The sequence below is a fragment of the Methylobacterium sp. Leaf117 genome (genome assembly GCF_001422985.1).
Lineage (GTDB): Bacteria > Pseudomonadota > Alphaproteobacteria > Rhizobiales > Beijerinckiaceae > Methylobacterium.
In genome coordinates this window covers 101,068-118,108 of sequence record NZ_LMNL01000040.1, presented here as the reverse complement: position 1 = coordinate 118,108, position 17,041 = coordinate 101,068, and the positions used below count along the sequence as shown (strand labels likewise).

The 17,041-nt window shown below is 67.4% G+C and carries 14 protein-coding genes and 1 pseudogene; 11 read left to right on the top strand and 4 right to left on the bottom strand.

Annotated elements, in window-relative coordinates; translation table 11 throughout:
* Positions 1–279 precede the first annotated feature (279 nt).
* From soxC to ASF57_RS24110, 6 genes are all read left to right on the top strand, one after another.
* Positions 280–1,530 (top strand): sulfite dehydrogenase, encoded by a 1,251-nt coding sequence (gene soxC, locus ASF57_RS24135; RefSeq protein ID WP_056488663.1) that lies wholly within the window; start codon positions 280–282, stop codon positions 1,528–1,530.
* Positions 1,520–2,095: a cytochrome c gene (locus ASF57_RS24130; RefSeq protein ID WP_056488749.1), complete on the top strand. Its 576-nt coding sequence runs from the start codon at positions 1,520–1,522 to the stop codon at positions 2,093–2,095. Before soxC ends, ASF57_RS24130 begins: the two co-directional genes overlap by 11 nt.
* A gap of 249 nt (positions 2,096–2,344) precedes the next feature.
* Positions 2,345–2,536, top strand: coding sequence for a hypothetical protein (locus ASF57_RS24125; RefSeq protein ID WP_056180629.1), 192 nt, complete (start codon positions 2,345–2,347; stop codon positions 2,534–2,536).
* A 54-nt stretch (positions 2,537–2,590) separates the two neighbouring features.
* The gene (cysE, locus tag ASF57_RS24120) at positions 2,591–3,454 is read left to right on the top strand and encodes a serine O-acetyltransferase (protein WP_056488660.1); all 864 of its coding nucleotides are present in this window, start codon (positions 2,591–2,593) and stop codon (positions 3,452–3,454) included.
* A gap of 462 nt (positions 3,455–3,916) precedes the next feature.
* Positions 3,917–5,308, top strand: a complete 1,392-nt coding sequence (locus tag ASF57_RS27350; RefSeq protein ID WP_056488657.1) for a family 2B encapsulin nanocompartment shell protein — start codon at positions 3,917–3,919, stop codon at positions 5,306–5,308.
* Positions 5,295–7,361 (top strand): family 2A encapsulin nanocompartment cargo protein cysteine desulfurase, encoded by a 2,067-nt coding sequence (locus tag ASF57_RS24110; RefSeq protein ID WP_056488653.1) that lies wholly within the window; start codon positions 5,295–5,297, stop codon positions 7,359–7,361. Before ASF57_RS27350 ends, ASF57_RS24110 begins: the two co-directional genes overlap by 14 nt.
* A gap of 259 nt (positions 7,362–7,620) precedes the next feature.
* On the opposite strand, the gene ASF57_RS24105 is transcribed toward ASF57_RS24110, so the two are convergent.
* Both ASF57_RS24105 and ASF57_RS24100 read right to left on the bottom strand, forming a co-directional pair.
* Positions 7,621–8,643: a zinc-binding alcohol dehydrogenase family protein gene (locus ASF57_RS24105; RefSeq protein ID WP_056488646.1), complete on the bottom strand. Its 1,023-nt coding sequence runs from the start codon at positions 8,641–8,643 to the stop codon at positions 7,621–7,623.
* 368 nt (positions 8,644–9,011) lie between these two features.
* Positions 9,012–10,418, bottom strand: a complete 1,407-nt coding sequence (locus tag ASF57_RS24100) for an amidase (RefSeq protein WP_056488643.1) — start codon at positions 10,416–10,418, stop codon at positions 9,012–9,014.
* A gap of 110 nt (positions 10,419–10,528) precedes the next feature.
* Here ASF57_RS24100 and ASF57_RS24095 point away from each other — a divergent pair, with 110 nt between their 5' ends.
* Positions 10,529–11,092: a TetR/AcrR family transcriptional regulator gene (locus ASF57_RS24095; RefSeq protein ID WP_056488741.1), complete on the top strand. Its 564-nt coding sequence runs from the start codon at positions 10,529–10,531 to the stop codon at positions 11,090–11,092.
* An 87-nt stretch (positions 11,093–11,179) separates the two neighbouring features.
* Here the strand turns inward: ASF57_RS24095 and ASF57_RS27175 are convergent.
* Positions 11,180–11,313: pseudogene (locus tag ASF57_RS27175) on the bottom strand (type 1 glutamine amidotransferase domain-containing protein); the annotation flags it as partial.
* Positions 11,314–11,549: 236 nt separating this feature from the next.
* Here ASF57_RS27175 and ASF57_RS25300 point away from each other — a divergent pair.
* The 4 genes from ASF57_RS25300 to ASF57_RS24075 all read left to right on the top strand — a co-directional run bounded on the left by ASF57_RS25300 (position 11,550) and on the right by ASF57_RS24075 (position 16,523).
* The gene (locus tag ASF57_RS25300; RefSeq protein ID WP_082504488.1) at positions 11,550–12,182 is read left to right on the top strand and encodes a tyrosine-type recombinase/integrase; all 633 of its coding nucleotides are present in this window, start codon (positions 11,550–11,552) and stop codon (positions 12,180–12,182) included.
* A 542-nt stretch (positions 12,183–12,724) separates the two neighbouring features.
* On the top strand, positions 12,725–13,615 hold the full coding sequence (locus ASF57_RS24085) for an SMP-30/gluconolactonase/LRE family protein (RefSeq protein WP_156376329.1): 891 nt from the start codon (positions 12,725–12,727) through the stop codon (positions 13,613–13,615).
* A gap of 77 nt (positions 13,616–13,692) precedes the next feature.
* Entirely contained in the window at positions 13,693–15,522 is a 1,830-nt protein-coding gene (locus tag ASF57_RS24080; protein ID WP_056488634.1) for a glycoside hydrolase family 15 protein, read from the top strand.
* A 41-nt stretch (positions 15,523–15,563) separates the two neighbouring features.
* Positions 15,564–16,523: a TIGR03885 family FMN-dependent LLM class oxidoreductase gene (locus ASF57_RS24075; RefSeq protein ID WP_056488631.1), complete on the top strand. Its 960-nt coding sequence runs from the start codon at positions 15,564–15,566 to the stop codon at positions 16,521–16,523.
* A gap of 336 nt (positions 16,524–16,859) precedes the next feature.
* Here ASF57_RS24075 and ASF57_RS27345 read toward each other — a convergent pair whose 3' ends face one another.
* Complete coding sequence (locus ASF57_RS27345) at positions 16,860–16,982, bottom strand: hypothetical protein (RefSeq protein WP_280138779.1); 123 nt, start codon at positions 16,980–16,982, stop codon at positions 16,860–16,862.
* Positions 16,983–17,041: the final 59 nt, after the last annotated feature.

Sequence of the window (17,041 nt, the reverse complement as noted above, 5' to 3'; positions counted from 1 at the left end):
CGCCAGCGCTCTCTGCTGGCGTTGCGCCCTCCGCGGAAACCGGAGCCCGGTCGAACGTCTTGGCAAGAATTTCACCCCGGAACCGGCTCGTCCGGAGGCTATTTATCTCGCAGTCCGCTGAAAATGGAAATATCATTTCGTTGATCGCCCCGCCTGAATACAGTTGAATGCTGGACTTCGGGGCATCGTCGATCCGGCACACTCGCGCACCGTCGCGTGCGGCCTTCGTGCCCCGATCCTACCCACTCTCGTGCGGATTCCGTCCCATGTCCCTTGCCCATGCCCCCTGACGCACTGCGCCGGCTCGCACATCGACGCAGTTTCCTCCGCCTCGCCGCCGGCGCCGCCGGTGGGGTCGGGTTCGCCGCGAGGGCCCGCGCCGCGGGCGCCGTGGAGCCCCTGGAGGTTCCCCCGTGGAGCCGCACCCCCGGGGCGCCGGTGGCCTCGCCGGCCTATGGTCAGCCGTCTTCCTTCGAGCGGCTGGGACGACGGCCCCGCACGCCGCCGCCCTTCCCGGGGGCGGCGTCGACGGGCACGCCGCTTCAGCACCTACATGGAATCATCACCCCGAACGGGCTCCATTTCGAGCGTCACCATGCCGGCGTGCCGGCGATCGACCCGGACCGGCACCGGCTGGCGATCCACGGTCTGGTGGAGCGCCCCCTCGTCCTGACCATGGACGACCTGGTGCGGATGCCCGCCGTGTCGCGCATCCACTTCCTCGAATGCTCGGGCAACACGCCCTGGCTCGGGGCCAAGCCGTCCTGGACCCTGCAGGAGAGCCACGGCCTGCTCTCCTGCTCCGAGTGGACCGGGGTCGAGCTCTCCACCTTGCTCGACGAGGTCGGCGTGAAGCCGGGGGCCGCCTGGATCCTCGCCGAGGGCGCCGACGCCTCGGGAATGAGCCGCAGCCTTCCCCTCGACCTCGCCCGCGACGGGGCGATCCTGGCCTATGCCCAGAACGGCGAGCGCCTGCGGCCGGAGCAGGGCTATCCCCTGCGGCTGTTCGTGCCGGGCGTGGAGGGCAACCTCAGCGTCAAGTGGCTGCGCCGCCTCAAGGTCGGCGACCAGCCGTTCCAGACCCGCGAAGAGACCGCGAAGTACACCGACCTGATGCCGGACGGCACGGCCCGGCAGTTCACCTTCGTGATGGAGGCCAAATCCGTCATCACCACGCCTTCGGGCGGCGAGCGCCTGGGCGCGCCGGGCTTCCGCGAGATCCGGGGCCTCGCCTGGACCGGGCGAGGGCGGATCGCCCGGGTCGAGGTCTCGACGGACGGGGGCGCTCGCTGGCAGGCGGCGACCCTCGAGGGTCCGGTCCTGCCGCGCTGCCTCACCCGGTTCCGGCTGCCCTGGCGCTGGGAGGGCGGCCCGGCCCAGCTCCTCAGCCGCGCCACCGACGAAACCGGCTACGTCCAGCCCGACCGCGCCGCCCTGATCGCGGTTCGGGGCACCCAGTCCTTCTACCACAACAACGCGACGTTCGGCTGGCAGGTCGCCGCCGATGGAGGCGTCAGCCATGCGGGTTAGCCTCCTCGGAACCCTTGCCTGCCTTGTCCTGACCGGTGCGGCCCTGGCCGATCCCAGTGGGCCCGCCGCCAGCCTGCACCGCCCGTCGGATCGCCTCGGCCTCGGCCAAGCGGCCACACCCGAACGCTTGGCCGCCTGGGATATCGACGTCCGGGCCGACGGCCGGGGCCTGCCTCCGGGCCACGGCAGCGTCCGCGACGGCGCTGCCCTGTTCGGGGCTCGCTGTGCGGCCTGCCACGGGGCGAAGGGCGAAGGCGGCGCGGCCGACGTTCTCGTGGGCGGCCAGGGCTCCCTCGCCACACCGAAGCCGGTCCGGACTGTGGGCAGCTACTGGCCCTACGCCACCACCTTATTCGACTACATCCGCCGCGCCATGCCCTTCGATGCGCCGCAATCCCTCAGCGCGGACGAGACCTACGCCCTGAGCGCCTACGTTCTCCACCTCAATGGCCTCCTGCCGGAGGATGCCGCGCTGGACGCCGGCACGCTCCCGGCGGTGGCGATGCCGAACCGGAACGGCTTCACCAGGGACGCGCGCCCCGACATCCCGGTGCCGGCCCGCTGAGCCGGCCGGAATCGCCCGCGCAGGACAAGCCTGCTCCCGGGACCCGTTCGGGAGGAAGGCTGTGCCCGCGGGCGGGCGATCTTTGGAAACCGCTCTCATTGACCCTGGAGGCCCCGGATCGGCACACTTCCCCGAGGCGCGGCCCCTCCCGTCCGCGCCCCGCGACGGCCCGCTCGCGGACCCCGGACCGCGCCACCGGCACCCCCTCGCCACCCTCCTCGAGCGACGACGTACAGACCGGAGAAAACGATGGTTCTCGGAGATCAGGTTGTGTTCGCCCGGCTCGACGTGGCCGATGCCCTCGGCATCTGGCGCCACGCCACCGGTCGCATCGTCGACGTCCTGCCGGCCCGGGACGGGGCGCAGGTGGTGGACGTGCAGTTCGAGGGGCACGGCCTCCTGGTGGGCTACATCGCCGCTCTGTTCCAGCGCGTCGGGTGAGGCCGATGCCGCCGCGCACCGCCCGGACCTCGCGATCCGCATGAGCCTATCCGCATGACCGCCGGCAGCCAAGCCTCGCGCGGTCCCAGCAACCTCCTGCGCCCGCCCCTGCGCAGCGTGAGCCAGACCACGGCCGGCTCGGACGTCTGGCGGGCGATGCGCGCCGAGGCGGAGGCGGCCCTGATCGAAGAGCCGCTCTATGCCGGCATCATCCAGGCGACGGTGCTCGACCAGCCGAGCCTGGTCCACGCCTTCGCCTACCGCCTCGCCCATCGCCTCGGCGACGGCGACCTCGCGCGGCTCTCCACCCGCGACCTCTGCCTCTCGGCCTTCGAGGCCGACCCGCATGCGGGCGAGCACGCCGTGCGCGACCTCGTGGCCATCCGCGAGCGCGACCCGACCTGCCGGCGCTACCTCGACCCCTTCCTGTTCTACAAGGGGCTCGCCGCCCTGGAGGGCTACCGGGTGGCGCACTGGCTCTGGCACCAGGGCCGCGCAACCCTGGCGCTGCACATCCAGAGCCGGATCTCCGAGGTGTTCGGCGCCGACATCCACCCGGCGGCGCGGATTGGCTCGGGTGTCTTCATCGACCACGCCACCGGCGTCGTCATCGGCGAGACCACGGTGATCGCCGACGACGTCTCAATCCTGCAATCGGTGACGCTCGGGGGCAACGGCAAGGAGAGCGGCGACCGCCACCCGAAGATCGAGCGCGGCGTGCTCCTCAGCGTCGGCGCCAAGGTGCTCGGCAACATCCGGGTCGGCGAGGGCGCGAAGGTGGCCGCCGCGGCCGTCGTCCTGCACGACGTACCAGCCCACACCACCGTGGCGGGCGTGCCGGCCCGCGTCGTGTCGCGAATCACTGCCGCCGAGGACCCCGCCCAGACCATGGACCAGTTCTTCGGCGACGGAATCTGAGGGTTCGGGGGCCGGACGGGCGGACTCGAGGGCTTCGGTGGAGCCGACTTTCCATCCTAGGGCAAACGCAGCGACCTGCCGCGTGCACGGGTCACCCCTGCTAGGCGGATGGCTCACGGACCAGATTGTTCCAACCGTTTCTCCAGATCACCCTCTTTGGAGAATGGTATTCTCTATTTATCCATCGCATAAGCAACCTATTCTGCATACGAGCGAATCATAGTTATATTCGTCTAATACAGGCTATATTTTAGAATATTATTCCATTGACGCTGGGTCGCCAACACGATTAGTACCGCATTACATCCAGCGCAGTGCAAATAATCGCGCCGGATATGACAATAATTAGATGTGGTCGCTGCAGCGTTATTCTTGAGCGCGCAGTCGCTCGACTGTGGCCGCGCCGATCCATGGCCGGATTCGCACGCCATCACCCGACAATCCAGACGGAGACGACCAACCATGAGCGGACAGGGGCAGAGCGTGGGCGCATCCGCAGCACGCAATCTATCGACGGCGACCGTCACGTCGGTCCAGAACCTCGCCAACACCCCGCGCTGGCTCCTGCGGCTCCTGCCCTTCGTCAACGTGGATGGCGGCGTCTACCGCGTGAACCGGCGCGCCGTCGTGCTGGCCAAGCCCGGCCGCATCGCGTTCGCCGACGCCGACAAGGGGCGCGCGATCAGCCCCGCTTCCTTACGCGCCGTGCCGCCGTTCAGCCGGCTGGGCGATGCCGAACTCGCGGCCCTCGCCGATCGGTTCACCGAGAGCAAGCACAGCGCCGGCGAGACGATCTCGGACGGTGGCGCGGGCGATCGCCGCCTGACCATCGTCGTCGACGGCACCGTCGAGCTGTCCCTGTCCGGCCCCTACCAGAACCGCCTGCGCTCGGGGCTCGCCACACGCGGCGACTTCTTCGGCGACGACACCCTCACGGGCGACGGCCAGCCCGCGCCCGCCGTCAAGGCGCTCTCGGCCGTCACGCTGCTGACCCTCGACCGGGCGGCCCTGGACGACGACGCCGTCAAGAATCGCATCGCGCAGTATGTCGAGGAGCGTGATCGCCTGAAGGGTCACACCAACAGCCACGGCGAGCAGGGCATCGAGCTCCTCGCCGTGCAGACCGGCGCGCCGCGCCTGCCCACCACCTTCGTGGATTACGAGATCGACCCGCGCGAGTACCACCTCTCCACGATCCAGACGATCCTCAACACCCACACCCGCGTCACCGACCTCTACTCCAACGAGATCGATCAGCTGCGCGAGCAGATTCGCCTCACGGTCGATGCCGTGAAGGAGCGGGAGGAGTGGGAGCTGCTCAACAATTCCGAGTTCGGCCTGCTGAACGAGGTCGGCGGACGCCAGCGCATCCCCACCCGCGGCGGCCCGCCGACCCCGGACGACCTCGACGAGCTGCTGACGCTGGTATGGAAGAAGCCCGCGTTCTTCGTGGCGCATCCCCGCGCCATCGCGGCCTTCGGCCGGGAAGCCACCCGCCGCGGCGTGCCCCCGGTGGTGATCCACCTGTTCGGTGCGCCGTTCATCACCTGGCGCGGCGTGCCGCTGGTGCCGAGCGACAAGCTGCCGATCGACATCGATCCGGTCAGCGGTGCCCAGACCACCTCGATCCTGCTGCTGCGCGTCGGCGAGGGCGAGCAGGGCGTGGTCGGCCTGCAGAAGTCCGGCGTCACCGGTGAGATCGAGCCGGGCCTGTCGGTGCGCTACATGGGCACCAACGACCATTCCATCGCCTCGCACCTGGTGACCCGCTACTTCTCCGCCGCCGTGCTGGTGGAGGACGCCATCGCACGCCTCGATAACGTTCTGCTGGGCAACTACCATGACTACGCCTGAGGCCGGTGTCTTGGGCTCGTCGGGCTTCGGCCTGCCCACGGGCGCGGCCGGCGACTCCGCCGGTTCCTTGGCGCATGCCGACCTCGTCGGGCGCCTCGCCCGCGAGATCTACCGCCAGGGCCAGGCGGCGTCCGCGCCGCTGGCCCCCGAGCTGCCCGCGCCGCAGGGTCCCCAGGGTCTGGAGAGCCTTCCCCAGGCCCCCGGGCAGCCATTGCTTCCGGGTACCATCATTGGTACGCCCTTGGTGCCCTCGGGCGCCCTGCCGTCGGGCCTCGGGGCGCGCAACGTCGGTGGCCCGAGCATCGGGCTACCGGGCCTGACCGGGCCGTCGGCCGCCAACCCGTTCGGCGCCACACCAGCGCCGGCGGGCGCCGGTTTCCTCGACACGGCGACGATCCCCTCGGTCCATCCCCTCGCCGACTCCCTGTCGGCGAGACGCAGCCTGCCGGAGTTCTTCGTCCCCACCGTGCCGGAAGTGGCTGCCTTCCTGCCCGGCGGCCAGGACTTGCACCGGACGATCGCGAGAGACCATCCGCGCGCAAACGCCTTCGCGCACGCGATCGCACCGAGCCTCGTGCCGGCCGATCCCTCGAAGCGAGGCGGGGACGTCGCCCAGGCAAACTTCCAGCGCACAGGGCGCCTCCCGGGCGAGCCCGTCCACTCGGCGCAGCCGGGCGGTAACGCGGCGTCCGCGTCGGGCGACTATTATTTCCTGTCCGATTCTTCCCCGACGCAGTCCCGGCGCGTCTCGCGGCCCCACGCCTCCCCGCGCGCCGAGCCCTCGCGGCACGGTGGGCCGGCCCCGCGCGTTACCGCCCACGGATCGAGCCCAGTGGCGGCGCCCTTCGATGTCGAGCGCGTCCGCAAGGATTTCCCGGCCCTTCACCAGAGGGTCAACGGGCACCCCCTGGTCTGGCTCGACAATGCGGCCACCACCCATAAGCCGCAGAGCGTCATCGACGCCACGTCCGAGTTCTACGCGCGCCACAACTCGAACATCCACCGGGCCGCCCACACACTGGCGGCGCGCTCCACCGACCTGTTCGAGGGCGGGCGCGAGAAGGTCCGGCGCTTCCTCAACGCCCCCTCCAAGGACGACATCGTCTTCCTGCGTGGCACCACGGAGGCGATCAACCTCGTGGCCAACGCGTATGGCCGCGCCAACATCGGTCCAGGCGACGAGATCATCGTCTCTCAGATCGAGCACCACGCCAACATCGTGCCCTGGCAGCTCCTGACCCAGGCCACGGGCGCGACCCTGCGGGTGATCCCGGTGGACGACCGCGGTGAGATCATCTTCGAGCAGTTCGCCGCCCTGCTCTCGGGCCGCACCAAGATCGTCTCGGTGACCCACGTCGCGAACGCCCTCGGCACCATCAACCCGGTCCGTGAGATCATCGCACTGTCCCACGCCTACGGCGTGCCGGTGCTGGTGGATGCGGCGCAGTCCTCGCCCCACATCCCCCTCGACGTGCAGGCGCTCGATGCCGACTTCCTTGTCTTCTCCGGCCACAAGGTGTTCGGGCCGACGGGAATCGGCGCCCTCTACGGCAAGAAGCACCTCCTGGAGGCGATGCCGCCCTGGCAGGGCGGCGGCCACATGATCGAGGACGTCACCTTCGCGAAGACCGTCTACAAGGGCGCGCCGGAGAAGTTCGAGGCCGGCACGCCCGACATTGCCGGCGCGGTCGGCCTCGGCGCCGCCCTCGACTACCTGGAAGGGGTCGGCCTGCCCGGCATCGCCGCCTACGAGCACGATCTGCTGGACTACGCGCAGGCCGGCCTCGCCGACGTGAAGGGTCTGCGCCTGATCGGCACCGCCCGCCAGAAGGCGAGCGTGATGTCCTTCGTCATCGACGGGCACGAGAACGAGGCGGTGGCCCACCATCTCGACGCACGCGGCATCGCGGTGCGATCGGGCCACCATTGCGCCCTGCCCGCCCTGCGCCGTTTCGGCGTCGACCAGTCGGTGCGGGCCTCGCTGGCCTTCTACAATACCCGGGCGGACGTGGACGCCTTCCTGAAGGCGCTGCACAGTCTTCCACGGCGATAGGACGAGGAGATCTCGCCTCGTCCGGGTTCCGAGAAGACCGGTCGTTGTGGTCTGCAATCCGACGGCCATTGCGGCCGCATCTACAACCGGGTTGGGTCGCCAGCGGAACGTCGGCTTGGGGTGTATCCCCGCAGGTCCGCTTTCGCGTAGCTGCGGCCTCAGGGCAGATGTCGAAAGAGCTTTGGTCCCGGCCGCGACGCGAAGGCCTGTGGGGCAGGATGCGTCCCAGCTCCAAAACCGGGACGCTTCACCTGTCGGCTTAGTCGCTGAACCCGGCGAGGACGACCTTGCCCTTCGCCTTCCCGCTCTCGATGAGCGCGTGGGCGCGTGCTAGGTTGGCGGCGTCGATCGGACCGAAGGTCTCGCTCAACGTCGTGCGCAGCCGTCCCGCATCGATCAGGCGGGCGATCTCGGTCAGGATCGCGTGCTGCCGTTCCATGTCGGCGGTCTGGAACAGCGAGCGGGTGAACATCAGCTCCCAGTGCAGCGACAGGCTCTTGGGCTTGAGCGGCATCACGTCCAGGGTCTCGGGATCGTCGATCGGGCCGAGGCGTCCCTGCGGCGCGAGAAGCTCGATGATCTGCGGGAGATGCGTACCAGTCTGCGTCGTCGCGAACACGAACCCGGGCGCCCCGGGAAGACCGAGCGCCGCCATCTCGGCGGCGAGGGGCTTGGCATGGTCGATCACGTGGTGGGCGCCGAGGTCGCGGCACCATTGCGCCGTCTCGGGGCGCGAGGCCGTGGCGATCACGGTGAGGTCCGTGAGCTGCCGGGCGAGCTGGATCGCGATCGAGCCGACACCGCCGGCGCCGCCGACGATCAGGATCGCGGGGGCGGCACCCGGCACGGGCCTGGCGACGTCGAGTCGGTCGAACAGCATCTCCCAGGCGGTCAGCGCGGTGAGCGGTAGCGCTGCTGCGGCGGCGAAATCGAGGGTGGCCGGCTTGGTACCGACGAGGCGCTCGTCCACGCACTGGAACGCGGCGTTGCTGCCCGGCCGGTCGAGCGCACCGGCGTAGAACACCGCGTCGCCGGGCTTGAACAGGCGCGCCTCCGGTCCGACCGAGACCACGGTTCCGGCCGCATCCCAGCCGAGGACCTTCGGCTCGCAGCCCTGCTTGTAGGCGCCCTGGCGCACCTTGGTGTCGATCGGGTTCACCGAGACCGCCTCCACCTGCACGAGAAGGTCGCGTCCGGTCGGAACAGGATCGGGAAAGGTGGTGTCGAGGAGGGCGTCCGGCGCATCGATCCGGGCGCCTTCGGTGTAGGTAACGGCACGCATGGGTGTCTCCCGGGATGTCGCGATGGGCGGCCCCGCGCCGCCGTGCTAGGCCGTCTCATAGCGTGCTGCTTCCTTCGGCGCAGCGGCATGACGCGCACATCACGCCCGTGCTGCTGGGATCATGAGGCCGTCGCGGATTGTCGACCCGAACGAATGTCGAGATCGGCGATTCAGCGACCCAGCGGTTGTCCCGGAGGCGGTTGGGACGACGGGTCGGGTCGACAGCTGCCCTCGAGAGGGACTGGTCGGTCCCGCGGCCCCAGCGTCTTTCAGTCGAAGCCCGCCTGTCCCGTCATCGACCGCCGCCGTACGATCCCGCCCTCCCAGTGGTCCGGGGCCGGACAGATCTTCGGCCCCGGTCGCACCCGTCAGAGGCTCGGATGCAGCCCACGGACCGGGCTCACCGCCTCCAGCACCGAGGCGGCGCGTAGGAGGGTCGTCTCCGCCTGCCAGCTTCCCACCAGCTGCACGTTGATCGGAAGCCCCTCGCGGCTCGTCCCGAAGCGCATCGACAGCCCCGGCAAACCCGTCACGTTCAGGGGCACGGTCGCGCCCTGCAGGTAGGTCAGGTCAACCGTCTCGCCGTTGACGACGAGGTCCTGGATGCCGTGCTTGTGCGCGGGGACGGGCAGCACCGGGGTCAGGAGCACGTCGAAGTCCCGGAAATAGGCCGCGTAGCCGTCTCGGAGCCGCTCTGCCGCCTGCTCGGCCGCGATGTAGTCTTCCACCGACGTGTCGGGCAGCGACAGCATCGTCTTGGCCATCCTGTACATCTGGTCCTCGTGGCCGGTGGTGGCCTCGCGGAAGGCCGGCTTCATCTCCATGACGTGGAGCTTGTTGAACACGTCGAGGGCGAAGTCGCGCTCCAGCGCCGGGATGCGCACCTCCTCGACGTGATGACCCTCCCCCCTTAGAGCCTCGGCCGCCGCCTTGACGGTCGCCGCGACCTGCGTGTCGATGGGCCCGAAGCCCGGTCCGATCATCCAGCCGACGCGCAGCTTCCGGTCGGACGCGGCACCGAGGCCGGCGTCGAACGGGACGGTGCTGCTCGCGAACGCGTCCTGCCCGTCGGGGCCGGCGAGTTGCGAGAAGGCGAGCGCGAGGTCACGGATTGAGCGGGCCATCGGGCCGACGTGCCAGAAGCGGCGGGGCGCCCGCGGCCAGATGCCTGTCATCGGCACGCGTCCGTGGGTCGCCTTCAGAGAGACGATGCCGGTCTGGGCGGCCGGGCCGCGGACCGAGATGGCGAGGTCGGTGCCGAGCCCAAGCGGCGACATGCCCGCTGCGATGGCCGCCGACTCGCCGCCGCTGGAGCCGCCGGGCGTGCGGTCGAGGGCCCACGGGTTGTTCGACCGGCCGGAGAGCAGGTTGTCGCTCTCGATCCAGTAGGAGAACTCGGGCAGGTTGGTCTTGGCGAGCAGGATGCCGCCGGCCTTTTTCAGGCGGGCGACGCTGGTCGCATCGGCGTCGGGGGTGCGACCCTTGAAGATCGGCGAGCCGCGCTGGGTCATCACCCCGGCGGTGTCGATGGAGTCCTTCACGGTAAAGGGCATACCGTGGAGCGGGCCGAGATCGCCACCCGCCATGACCGCCCCCTCAGCCTCCTTCGCGGCGGCGAGTGCCCCTTCGGCGACGGTGACGATGGCGTTGACCTTCGAGTCGACGGCCTGGATGCGGTCGAGATGCGCCTGCACGACCTCGACGGGCGAGAGCTGCTTGGTTCGGACCAGCTCGGCGAGCCGGGTGGCGTCGGAGAATATGATGTCCTGGGTCATGGCTGGTTTTCCTGCCTAACGTTCGGTAGGTTGGACCTAGGGTTGATTTTCTGGCCGTCAATCCCTAACTAACGATTGGTAGGTATTTTGATTTCGACATGGAGGCAGAGTTGAGCACGAACGCGAGGGAGACGATCCTGGCCGCCGCACGGAAGACCGCGCAGGCGCACGGCTACGGCGGGTTGAGCTATCGCGACCTAGCCGCAGATGTCGGCATCAAGGCGGCGAGCATCTATCACCACTTCGCCAGCAAGGCTGACCTCGGCGCCGCCGTGGCGCGACGCTACTGGGAGGACATCGCGGTCGAGCTCGACGCCATGCTGGAGAAGACCGGCGACCCGCTCGAATGCCTGCGGCTCTATCCAGGCACCTTCCGCCGGTCGCTTGAGGACGGAAACAGGCTATGCCTGTGCAGCTTCATGTCGGCCGAGTACGCCAACCTGCCGGAGGCCATGCAGCGGGAGACGCAGGGCTTCGCCGACGTCAACATCGCCTGGCTCGCCAAGGTGCTGGTGATGGCCGGGGCGGTGAAGCCGAAGGAGAGTGAGGCGCGGGCGCGGGCCATCTTCGCCGCAGTGTCCGGCGCCCAGCTCTACGCCCGGAGCCGTTCGGACGTCTCGCAATTCGACGCCCTGATCGAAAGCTACCGCACCTCGGGGCTCCTGCCGGCTTAGGGCCGAGAATCGCGGGCGCCGACCTGCCATCCCCGCAGCCTTTGTAGCTTGCGTCGGGAGGCGGACGCCGCGGGGCAGGTGACCGAGACCAGTGACGGCACTGCCCTCGACCGGCGGTGCGCCATCGGGACCTTTGTGTGGCGCAGTACGCCCAGGGTATGACAGACGAGGATAATAGGTTTGACAGCCGGGAGCGTAGTCGCGATGAGCTTGATCGAGGCGGGGCGGAAGTTCGCAGCCGGTCAAATGCGTCGTTAAACTTTACCCTAACCCCTGTCCGCTTTCGGGCGGCCCTCGTACCTGCTTATATGACCGGGTTGGATTAGACACAGTTGGGCTGCATTCTAGGCTTGGCCGCTGAGTGGCACAGATCCCGAACGTCGAACCGGTGGTGCGCAGACTACGTTCGCAGCGCCCTTTCTCTCCCTGCCGGCATCTGCCGGTTGGGAGATAAGAAATGGGACATTCACAGCACGACCCAGCCTTCAAGAACCGCCGTCCGTGGAACGCAGGACGGAAGCTCGGCGCCAAGCGCGCTCTCAAGCCTCAGCAGGTTTGGGCCATCCGTTTCTGGCTCGACGGAAAGCGGCGTGTACGCGACCGTGCCATGTTTGACCTCGCCATCGACAGCAAGCTGCGCGGTTGTGACATCGTCAAATTGAAGATCGGTGAGCTTGTCAGCGGCGAGCGGGTGCGGGCGCGGGTCATCGTCGTTCAGCGAAAGACTGGACGGCCTGTACAGTTCGAACTGCTTGAACCAGCACGTACCAGCATTCTGACTTGGCTTGGGTGTCGAGGGGGCGGGCTTAATGATTACGCTTTTCCCAGCCGGATCGACCATAAAGCGCACATAAGCACCCGACAGTACGCCCGTCTGGTAGATGAATGGGTGACAGGTATAGGCCTCCGGCGCGAAGACTACGGAACACATTCCCTACGTCGAACAAAGGCGGCGTTGATCTATAAGCGAACAGGCAACTTGCGCGCTGTGCAAATTCTGCTCGGGCATACGAAAATCGAGAGTACGGTACGCTACCTTGGCGTGGACGTTGAAGACGCGCTCGCTCTGGCCGAAGGGACCGAAATCTGAAGCCCGGCCTCCTCGGCGGCAAAGTTGAGGAGGCCATGCATGCTTCGGGAATGCAGCGCGTTTGATGCAGTCGGTTACCCCGACATAATACCGTTCCGGAAATAGGCGTTCTCGAACGAACCCAGCCCTTCCGCCCTGGGTGGATTTCTGCCGTTCCGCTTGTGGAGGGCGTATGCAAGGAAGCGGACATAGCCGCGGAGACCGCTTCCGACCCTCTGAAAAGCCGGCAACGTCCGCTTGGAGGCTGGTCGGCAAGGCAGAAGCATTTAACCAGAACAGACCAACACCTGCATCAGGTTTATTGAGTTTTTACGTATACTTATTTATTGGGTGTGTTTTTCACCATAAACAAAAGTTATAAGTGAATCTGATTTTGACATCAATAAACAGCCGATCGTGAAACTATATCACTCATCGTATTCGCCGGGCGGATTAAAATATGCTGATGTTCGTGCAGAATCATCCTTGGACTTACGGTCGCAGATTGGGAACATCGTCCGAAGCGGTGCGTCTCCCAGCGTCGGCGTGTTGGGATCAACGTTTTGCTGCCTGTATCATCAATTATCTTGGACTTGTCTCGGTGCCATCTCGGTGAGGGGCCGAGCTACGAGCCGGAGACCGATACCATATGGTGGGTCGACATCCTCGAACGGCGGCTGTTCGAGCGATCGTTGGCCGCGGAGGCTCAGCCCGCCCAAGTTCACGCACTTCCCCTCATGGCGAGTGACGTCGCGGCGATCGATGCCGACCGTCAACTGCTCTCAGCCGAGAACGGTCTCTACGTCCGAACCGTCGCGGACGGACGGCTGACCCTATACGCCCCCCTGGAGGCGGACGATCCCGGCACGCGGTCCAATGACGGACGCGTACATCCGAGCGGCGCTCTCTGGATCGGAACCATGGGGTTGGACGCTGAGTCCGGGCGCGGTGCGATCTATCATGTGGCGGGGACACACATCACACAGCTCTACGGCGGGTTGACCACGCCGAACGGGATTGCCTTCTCTCCGGACGGGTCGACCGGCTACTTCGTCGATACTGAGGAGGGCTTGCTGAGGCGCGTCGCCCTGAACTCCGCCACGGGCCTGCCCGTGGCCGAGCCCGAGACGCACTATGACCACAGGGGCGGGAAAGGCGGCGTCGACGGTGCCGCCGTGGACGCCGAAGGGCTGATCTGGACCGCTCGCTTCGGCGCGGGCTGCCTCGACGCCTACAGCCCCGCGGGCGAGCGCGTCCGCACCGTCCCGGTCCCAGCCCAGCAGCCGACCTGTCCAACCTTCGTCGGGCGCGACCTCGACCGGCTGCTCGTGACGACGGCCTACGAGGGCATGGACGACGATGCGAAGGCCCGCGATCCGGAACACGGGCGTACGCTCCTCGTCAATGTCGGCGTTCGCGGCCTGATCGAACCGGCTTTCCGTCTCGCCGGCTGACCGCTCCGACCTCCCTCTCGTTCTCGTTCCGCCAGCACCGTTGGGTGGCCGCAGCGCGGCACCCGCGAGGAGTCCTTATGTCGACCACCGATGAGCGCGACTACCAGCCGATCGAAGCTTATGCCCTGCTGGGCAATTGCGAGGGCTGCGCCCTCGTGGCTCGTGACGGCTCGTTGGACTGGGCCTGCCTCGAGCGCTTCGACGCCGATCCCAGCTTTTCGCGCCTCCTCGACCGGCGGCGTGGCGGCTACTTTGTCATCCGCCCGGAGGGCACCTACGAGACGACGCGGCAGTATCTCAGCCGTACCAACATCCTGCAGACCACGTTCACCACCGTCGACGGCTTCGTTCACCTCTACGACTTCATGGTCGGCCCCGAAGGCGACGAGGACCGGCCGCGTCTCGTGCGCCTCGTGTCTGGCTTGTCCGGGCATGTTCCGATGGTCGCTGTGTACCGCCCCCTGGCCGGGTTCGCCGAGAGCTTTGCGCCGCTGCGGGTCGATGCGGGGCGCATCACCGCCGAGGGCTGCCCCGGGCTCGTCTCCGATGCCGACTTCGCGCTGGAGGAGGAGGTCGCCGCGGCTCGCTTCACGCTGGGGCGTGGCGAAAGCCGCGCCTTCGCCCTTTATCTCGATGAACCACCAGAAGCGCCGCCGGATGCGTTTGCGCTTATGGAGGAGGTACGTCGGGCCTGGGTGCTGTGGACACAGGACTCGGCCTATGTCGGGCCACTTGCCGACGAGTTGATGCGCTCGGCCCTCGTACTGAAGATGCTGACCTACGAGCCCACTGGGGCGATCGTCGCGGCGGCCACGACGTCGCTGCCCGAGGAGGTTGGCGGCATCCGTAACTGGGACTACCGCTTCTGCTGGATTCGCGACGCCTGCCTGTCGTTCTATGTGCTCAAGAAGTTCGGCATGTCCCGCGAGGCCGAAGGCTTTTTCGCGTTTGTCGGCGCCCTGTGCGAGCGTGAGAAGGGACAACTGAAGCCGCTCTACAGCATCTCGGGCGAGGCCGATCTCGAGGAAACCGAGATCGCCCATTTCGAGGGTTGGCGCAGCTCGGGCCCGGTGCATCGCGGCAACGGGGCCGCCGATCAGCACCAGGCAGATGCCTACGGCCAAGTGCTCGACCTGTTCTACCTCTACGAGCGCCTCGGCGGCACCCTATCGGAGGAGCTCAAGCGACACGGAGCACGGCTTGCTGACATCTCAGCCGCACATTGGTCCGAGCCGGACGCCGGCCTATGGGAGCCACGGAAGCCCGAGCGGCGCTACCTTCACGCTGCCATCATGAACTGGGTCGCGCTCGACCGCGCTATCCGACTGTTCGGCCCCCGGGAGGACTGGTGTACCGAGCGCGACAGCATCGTGGCCTTCGTCAACGGCGAGGGCGTACACGCGGACGGCTACTACCCGCAGTATCTAGGCAGCGACGACGTCGACGCCGCTCTACTGATCGCACCGATGGTCGGCTTTCCCGTAGACGAGGCGGTTTTTGCACGGACCGTCGACGTCATCGACGAGCGGCTGGGGTACGGACACCTCGTCTACCGGTACAAAAACGATGACGGCCTGCCCGGCCACGAGGGTACCTTCTTGCTTTGCGCCTTCTGGATGGTGGACGCACTGCTGTGGCTCGGGCGGGAGGCGGACGCCCGGACGCGCTTCGCCGCCCTGCGGGTGTTGCAGAACGATGTGGGGCTCATTGCCGAGCAGACCGCCGAGGACGGCGCATTCCTCGGCAACTTCCCGCAGGCCTTTAGCCATCTCGGCCTCATCCACTCGGCTCTGATGCTCGACCTGTACGAGCACGGCGGGCGAGACGCCGTACAGGGCACCTACGCCGATCGGACGTTGCGCGAGACAGAGACCCGTCGTGCCCCCGACATCAAAAATGCTGCCTGACCGGCTGCAAACCGCATAAACCCAGCAGGAAACGTTCGACCATGGTCCGTATCGGTTACCACGCTTCCCATGAGCAGCACGCCCCGTCGGCTCTGCTGCGCTACGTCCGGGAGGCGGAGGCGGCAGGCTTCGCTTGCGCCATGTCTTCCGAGCACTTCAAGCCCTGGAGCAACGCACAAGGGCATTCGGGCCATGCCTGGTCCTGGCTCGGCGCCGCGTTGGCAGGCACGCAACTGCCCTTCGGGATCATCACCGCGCCGGGCTACCGGCACCACCCCGCGGTGCTTGCACAATCCGCTGCGACCTTGAGCGAAATGTTTCCGGAGCGGCTATGGCTGGCGCTGGGGTCCGGACAGCGCCTGAACGAAGACGTGACCGGGCTGCCCTGGCCCGAAAAGGCAGAGCGAACTGCCCGGCTCTGCGAGTGCGCGGCAGTGATCCGTGCGCTCCTGGCGGGCGAAACTGTGACCCATCGCGGACGGATCACTGTTGTCGACGCCAAGCTGTACTCCCGCCCCGAGCGAGCACCGCGGCTGCTGGCAGGGGCGGTGACGCCGGAGACGGCGCGCTGCGTCGGCCAATGGGCCGATGGTCTCGTGACCGTGGGGATCGATCCGGCCAAGCTGCGCCCCGTGTTCGAGGCGTTCCGGGAGAGCGGGGGTGCGGGCAAGCCGATCTTCCTCCAGACCAAGGTGTGCTGGGATCCCGATCCGGCCAAAGCGCTGGCCGAGGCTCATACACAATGGGCTAGCAACATGCTGGAGGGCAACGTGAACTGGGAGCTCCGCACGCCCGAGGAGTTCGAAACTGCGTCGCGCTTCGTTCGGCCCGAAGACGTGCCCGGTTATGTGCGGATCTCTACTGATCTTGGCCAACACGCCGCTTGGCTCGCCGAACTGGCCGAGCTGGGACCGGCGGAGATCATCATCCACCAGGTCGCCTGCGATCAAAGTCGGTTTTCCGAGGCATTCGGCCGGTACGTGCTGCCGAAATTCGCATAGAAGCGTCCCCTACACGGGTAAGTACCTCGAATTCGCAGCAAGGGCGAGGCTATAGCAGGTATCACCGAGGAGATTGACGTTGGGCGCGCCGCCGAGGGAGCCGATGGTCGGGCTGTCGATACCGACCGCGTGCAGCGCCTTGTTGACCCTTCGCAGAATGGTACAGGCGGCGACCTTGAGTCCCTCGACACGGTCGGTGGGGGTCCGCGAGGAGCTTGAGGCTGTCTAGAAACTTCTCGGCATTCGGCGCCTGGAACACCTTGCAGATCACCATGATGAAGTGGTGCGTCGTCCCCTTCGTGCCGGGCAGGAGCTCGCCTTCGGCATCGAGAATCTTCAGGGCGAGACCACGTCGGGCAGGATGTTGCCGGCATTGGTCGAGAGCCGCATGTAGACCTTGTGCTCGCTCGGCTTGGCGAACGGACCCTGGACCAGTTCGGGGGGCAGTCCAGCGTACACCGTTTCCCCTCACGGATGCCGAGTGACCTGGCATGTACCTATTTGACGGCATGCCCCGA

Bases quoted from the DNA above. Each gene is read 5' to 3' on its own strand.
- ASF57_RS24100 (WP_056488643.1), bottom strand. From the start codon at position 10,418: ATGACCCAGGACATCATATTCTCCGACGCCACCCGGCTCGCCGAGCTG.
- ASF57_RS24080 (WP_056488634.1), top strand. From the start codon at position 13,693: ATGTCGACCACCGATGAGCGCGACTACCAGCCGATCGAAGCTTATGCC.
- ASF57_RS24130 (WP_056488749.1), top strand. From the start codon at position 1,520: ATGCGGGTTAGCCTCCTCGGAACCCTTGCCTGCCTTGTCCTGACCGGT.
- ASF57_RS24110 (WP_056488653.1), top strand. From the start codon at position 5,295: ATGACTACGCCTGAGGCCGGTGTCTTGGGCTCGTCGGGCTTCGGCCTG.
- soxC (WP_056488663.1), top strand. From the start codon at position 280: ATGCCCCCTGACGCACTGCGCCGGCTCGCACATCGACGCAGTTTCCTC.
- ASF57_RS24075 (WP_056488631.1), top strand. From the start codon at position 15,564: ATGGTCCGTATCGGTTACCACGCTTCCCATGAGCAGCACGCCCCGTCG.
- cysE (WP_056488660.1), top strand. From the start codon at position 2,591: ATGACCGCCGGCAGCCAAGCCTCGCGCGGTCCCAGCAACCTCCTGCGC.
- ASF57_RS24125 (WP_056180629.1), top strand. From the start codon at position 2,345: ATGGTTCTCGGAGATCAGGTTGTGTTCGCCCGGCTCGACGTGGCCGAT.
- ASF57_RS24105 (WP_056488646.1), bottom strand. From the start codon at position 8,643: ATGCGTGCCGTTACCTACACCGAAGGCGCCCGGATCGATGCGCCGGAC.
- ASF57_RS25300 (WP_082504488.1), top strand. From the start codon at position 11,550: ATGGGACATTCACAGCACGACCCAGCCTTCAAGAACCGCCGTCCGTGG.
- ASF57_RS27350 (WP_056488657.1), top strand. From the start codon at position 3,917: ATGAGCGGACAGGGGCAGAGCGTGGGCGCATCCGCAGCACGCAATCTA.